This window comes from Pontivivens marinum (assembly GCF_900231835.1).
Classification (GTDB): Bacteria; Pseudomonadota; Alphaproteobacteria; order Rhodobacterales; family Rhodobacteraceae; genus Pontivivens; species Pontivivens marinum.
Genome location: NZ_OCTN01000020.1, coordinates 1 through 5,998 on the forward strand (window position 1 = coordinate 1; position 5,998 = coordinate 5,998).

At 52.8% G+C, this 5,998-nt stretch carries 2 tRNA genes and 3 rRNA genes; all 5 read left to right on the top strand.

From position 1 onward, the window contains the following. Positions 1–359: 359 nt before the first annotated feature. Positions 360–1,826: ribosomal RNA gene (locus CR254_RS17735) — 16S ribosomal RNA — on the top strand. Positions 1,827–2,071: 245 nt separating this feature from the next. Beyond that, positions 2,072–2,148: transfer RNA gene (locus CR254_RS17745), tRNA-Ile, on the top strand. An 8-nt stretch (positions 2,149–2,156) separates the two neighbouring features. Continuing rightward, positions 2,157–2,232, top strand: a tRNA-Ala gene (locus CR254_RS17750). Positions 2,233–2,798: 566 nt separating this feature from the next. Next, a 23S ribosomal RNA gene (locus tag CR254_RS17755) occupies positions 2,799–5,628 on the top strand. A 219-nt stretch (positions 5,629–5,847) separates the two neighbouring features. Continuing rightward, positions 5,848–5,962 (top strand): 5S ribosomal RNA (gene rrf, locus CR254_RS17760). Together the 16S, 23S and 5S rRNA genes with 2 tRNA genes alongside form the textbook arrangement of a ribosomal RNA operon. Positions 5,963–5,998 lie beyond the last annotated feature (36 nt).

The following is a 5,998-nucleotide window of genomic DNA, read 5'->3' on the forward strand; positions in this document are numbered from 1 at the left end:
GTGAGTTTGCCTAGAACCCCTTTCACCGGCGGCGGGAACGACAACGAACGCGGCGCCGGGTACTACTGGAGACAAGGAATGATCGGACGCTGAAGTCGGCGACTGGATTTTTTGTCTCTCCGCTCTTTAAAAATTGAACGTATATGAAGGGATATGCGGGTGGTTTGGTCGGTTTCGACTGAGTTCATTTGTATATCGGCCAACTAGGGATTTCGGTTCCGATGATGTTGGTGTCAGCTTCACTGTTTGGGTGGATTTTCGGATTCATTTGAACGGTAAAAGTAATTCTGACTGATCGAAAGATTGGTTAAAATTGATGTGCAGAGGACGAAGTCAAGAACGTTGGTCAAACAACGTTTCAACTTGAGAGTTTGATCCTGGCTCAGAACGAACGCTGGCGGCAGGCCTAACACATGCAAGTCGAGCGAGATCTTCGGATCTAGCGGCGGACGGGTTAGTAACGCGTGGGAACGTGCCTCTCTCTACGGAATAGTCCCGGGAAACTGGGTTTAATACCGTATACGCCCTTCGGGGGAAAGATTTATCGGAGAGAGATCGGCCCGCGTAAGATTAGATAGTTGGTGGGGTAACGGCCTACCAAGTCTACGATCTTTAGCTGGTTTGAGAGGATGATCAGCAACACTGGGACTGAGACACGGCCCAGACTCCTACGGGAGGCAGCAGTGGGGAATCTTAGACAATGGGCGCAAGCCTGATCTAGCCATGCCGCGTGAGTGAAGAAGGCCTTAGGGTCGTAAAGCTCTTTCGCCTGTGAAGATAATGACTGTAGCAGGTAAAGAAACCCCGGCTAACTCCGTGCCAGCAGCCGCGGTAATACGGAGGGGGTTAGCGTTGTTCGGAATTACTGGGCGTAAAGCGCACGTAGGCGGACCAAAAAGTTGGGGGTGAAATCCCGGGGCTCAACCCCGGAACTGCCTCCAAAACTGTTGGTCTAGAGGTCGAGAGAGGTGAGTGGAATTCCGAGTGTAGAGGTGAAATTCGTAGATATTCGGAGGAACACCAGTGGCGAAGGCGGCTCACTGGCTCGATACTGACGCTGAGGTGCGAAAGTGTGGGGAGCAAACAGGATTAGATACCCTGGTAGTCCACACCGTAAACGATGAATGCCAGTCGTCAGGGAGCTTGCTCTTTGGTGACGCAGTTAACGCTTTAAGCATTCCGCCTGGGGAGTACGGTCGCAAGATTAAAACTCAAAGGAATTGACGGGGGCCCGCACAAGCGGTGGAGCATGTGGTTTAATTCGAAGCAACGCGCAGAACCTTACCATCCTTTGACATACCTATCGCAGAACCAGAGATGGTTCCTTCAGTTCGGCTGGATAGGATACAGGTGCTGCATGGCTGTCGTCAGCTCGTGTCGTGAGATGTTGGGTTAAGTCCCGCAACGAGCGCAACCCTCGCCATTAGTTGCCAGCATTTAGTTGGGCACTCTAGTGGAACCGCCGGTGATAAGCCGGAGGAAGGTGGGGATGACGTCAAGTCCTCATGGCCCTTACAGGATGGGCTACACACGTGCTACAATGGCAGTGACAATGGGTTAATCCCCAAAAGCTGTCTCAGTTCGGATTGGGGTCTGCAACTCGACCCCATGAAGTTGGAATCGCTAGTAATCGCGTAACAGCATGACGCGGTGAATACGTTCCCGGGCCTTGTACACACCGCCCGTCACACCATGGGAGTTGGGTTTACCCGAAGGTGGTGCGCCAACCTGTTCGCAGGAGGCAGCCAACCACGGTAAGCTCAGCGACTGGGGTGAAGTCGTAACAAGGTAGCCGTAGGGGAACCTGCGGCTGGATCACCTCCTTTCTAAGGATGATCTCGCCAGAAGATAATGTTCGCATTATCGACTATGAGATCACTTAGCAGCGCCTCTTCCTCACGGGAGATGTACACGAAAGTGACATAGAGCGCATATGCGGCCAGGCCGCCCCCATATCCCTTCATGATGATAAAGTGTGGTTGCAGACCCTGAGTGTCACTGAGAGGTGTGCTCTCGCGGTTTGTTCCAAACCGCTGCCGCACTTGAGCCAATCAGTTTACTGATTGCTCATGGGTCGGTAGCTCAGTTGGTTAGAGCGCACGCCTGATAAGCGTGAGGTCGGAGGTTCAAATCCTCCTCGACCCACCAAACAGTTTGGGGCCTTAGCTCAGCTGGGAGAGCGCCTGATTTGCATTCAGGAGGTCAGGAGTTCGATCCTCCTAGGCTCCACCAACCTGCATTTTGCGTAGCAAAATGTCAGGAACCACAGCATCCAAGCAGCGTAAAGCGGCAGGGTATTCGCTCTTGCGAATGTCCCGAGAGCGGGGCGCAGTACGGATATCCGGGCTGACATCAATCATCACCTTCGGCACGATCTTCAGGAACATTTGCGAATGTTACTGAACGTCTGGCCGATCACGGATCTTCGGATCACGTGCTTCCAGTAAGACGGAATTCACATTGTATAGAGAGAATAATACACGAGACGTAACGGTCTTTGTATTGTCTGGGAGCTCCGGTTCCCAGAGAGCGATTATCTTCGTGAGAAGAGTTGCGCGGTGACGAGCCTGCCAAGGCTGCCCGCGTATGTCGCCAGTTACCCGCCAGTGCGTGTAGGGGGCTGATCAAATGATACGTTACAGTCTTTCCAAGTCAAAAATACACTGACCGGGTGATATGTCTGATCCTAGATCGTTCGTATCATCCATTGGGAAGCTTGGTGATCCAATCGAGTTCTGGATCATCAGGTTGAATATGTGACTTCTGATCTGGAGGATGAGTAATCTTCTTCTGGATTGGATCAAGCGCGAGAAGGGCGTTTGGTGGATGCCTTGGCAGTAAGAGGCGATGAAGGACGCGATACCCTGCGATAAGCTTTGGGGAGCCGGGAATAGGCTTTGATCCAGAGATCTCCGAATGGGGCAACCCACCTGACAGTTTGCTGTTGTTACCTTCTGGTAATCATCAGCGTGCTGAACCAGGTACTTATTACCTGAATACATAGGGTTTTAAGAGCAAACCCGGGGAACTGAAACATCTAAGTACCCGGAGGAAAGGACATCAATTGAGACTCCGTTAGTAGCGGCGAGCGAACGCGGACCAGCCGAGCCATGAATGTGAGTAGAACCAGTTGGAAAGCTGGGCAATATGGGTGACAGCCCCGTATACGAAGCATGATTGGACGTATTAAGTAGGGCGGGACACGTGAAATCCTGTCTGAAGATCGGGGGACCACCCTCGAAGGCTAAGTACTCCTTACTGACCGATAGCGAACCAGTACCGTGAGGGAAAGGTGAAAAGCACCCCGACGAGGGGAGTGAAACAGTACCTGAAACCGAACGCCTACAAACAGTCGGAGCACGCAAGTGTGACGGCGTACCTTTTGTATAATGGGTCAACGACTTGGTCTTACTAGCAAGCTTAAGCCGATAGGTGTAGGCGCAGCGAAAGCGAGTCTTAATAGGGCGAATGAGTTAGTAGGATCAGACCCGAAACCGAGTGATCTAGGCATGTCCAGGATGAAGGTGCAGTAACATGCACTGGAGGTCCGAACCCACACCTGTTGAAAAAGGTCGGGATGAGGTGTGCCTAGGGGTGAAAGGCCAATCAAACTCGGAGATAGCTGGTTCTCCGCGAAATCTATTTAGGTAGAGCGTCAGACGAATACCCTCGGGGGTAGAGCACTGGATGGGTAATGGGGTCCCACAGACTTACTGATCCTAACCAAACTCCGAATACCGAGGAGTAATATCTGGCAGACACACTGCGGGTGCTAAGGCCCGTAGTGGAAAGGGAAACAGCCCTGACCTACAGCTAAGGCCCCTAATTCATGGCTAAGTGGGAAAGCATGTGAGACGACCAAAACAACCAGGAGGTTGGCTTAGAAGCAGCCATCCTTTAAAGAAAGCGTAACAGCTCACTGGTCTAGATAAGTTGTCTTGCGGCGAAGATGTAACGGGGCTCAAGCCATGAGCCGAAGCTTAGGATGCACGTAAGTGCGTGGTAGCGGAGCGTTCTGTGACAAAGACTTTCCGATGTTAACTGTCCTTGCGGACAGTTGAGATCGGCAAGGTCGAGCTGTGAAGCCGTACCTGCGAGGGGCGGTGGAGCGATCAGAAGTGAGAATGTTGACATGAGTAGCGATAAACAGAGTGAGAGACTCTGTCGCCGAAAGTCCAAGGGTTCCTGCTTAAAGCTAATCTGAGCAGGGTGAGCCGACCCCTAAGGCGAGGCCGAAAGGCGTAGTCGATGGGAACCAGGTTAATATTCCTGGGCCAGGAGATGGTGACGGATCCCAAAGGTAGTTTCCTCTTATCGGATTGAGGAGGCTGCTCAGGGGTTCCTGGAAATAGCCCTCCATGAGATCGTACCCTAAACCGACACAGGTGGACTGGTAGAGCATACCAAGGCGCTTGAGAGAACTGCATTGAAGGAACTCGGCAAAATGCCTCCGTAAGTTCGCGAGAAGGAGGCCCCGTTCGTAGGCAACTATGGGCGGGGGGCACAAACTAGGGGGTGGCGACTGTTTACTAAAAACACAGGGCTCTGCGAAGTCGCAAGACGACGTATAGGGTCTGACGCCTGCCCGGTGCCGGAAGGTTAAAAGGAGGAGTGAGAGCTCTGAATTGAAGCCCCGGTAAACGGCGGCCGTAACTATAACGGTCCTAAGGTAGCGAAATTCCTTGTCGGGTAAGTTCCGACCTGCACGAATGGCGTAACGACTTCCCCGCTGTCTCCAATGCAGACTCAGCGAAATTGAATTCCCCGTGAAGATGCGGGGTTCCCGCGGTCAGACGGAAAGACCCCGTGCACCTTTACTACAGCTTCACACTGGCATTAGGTCAGCGATGTGCAGGATAGGTGGTAGGCTTTGAAACCGGGACGCCAGTCTCGGTGGAGCTTCCCTTGAGATACCACCCTTCGCTCGCTTGATGTCTAACCGCGGTCCGTTATCCGGATCCGGGACCCTGTGTGGCGGGTAGTTTGACTGGGGCGGTCGCCTCCTAAAGAGTAACGGAGGCGCGCGATGGTGGGCTCAGATTGGTCGGAAATCAATCGTCGAGTGCAATGGCAGAAGCCCGCCTGACTGCAAGACTGACAAGTCGAGCAGAGTCGAAAGACGGCCATAGTGATCCGGTGGTCCCGAGTGGAAGGGCCATCGCTCAACGGATAAAAGGTACGCCGGGGATAACAGGCTGATACTGCCCAAGAGTCCATATCGACGGCAGTGTTTGGCACCTCGATGTCGGCTCATCACATCCTGGGGCTGGAGCAGGTCCCAAGGGTTCGGCTGTTCGCCGATTAAAGTGGTACGTGAGCTGGGTTTAGAACGTCGTGAGACAGTTCGGTCCCTATCTGCCGTGGGTGTAGGAGACTTGAGAGGAGTTGCCCCTAGTACGAGAGGACCGGGGTGAACGTTCCACTGGTGGACCAGTTGTCGTGCCAACGGCAGTGCTGGGTAGCTATGAACGGACAGGATAACCGCTGAAAGCATCTAAGCGGGAAGCCCCCCTCAAAACAAGGTCTCCCTATTAGGGCCGTGGAAGACCACCACGTCGATAGGCTGGAGATGTAAGCGCAGCAATGTGCTCAGTTGACCAGTACTAATCGCCCGATTGGCTTGATCCAAACCAGTAGAAGATAACTTCTACCCGAAAGATCGAAGTCACATACATACCAAGTGAAAATCATGACTAAAGACAGTCTCGTGTATTATTGATGCGGTAACGCAGATCACTAATCTCAGAAAAATCTGAGAGGACGTGCTCTCGGGACATTTTGTAATCACAAAATACCCTGCCGCACCTGGATGTTTGCAGCGCAAATATCCAGTGAGATATTGACTGGTTTGGTGGACATAGCGCGAGCGATACACCCGATCCCATCCCGAACTCGGCCGTTAAGCGCCGCCGCGCCGATGGTACTGCGACTTAAGTCGTGGGAGAGTAGGTCACCGCCAAACCTGTCAATATCTCAATTCTCTCTAAACAATGATGAT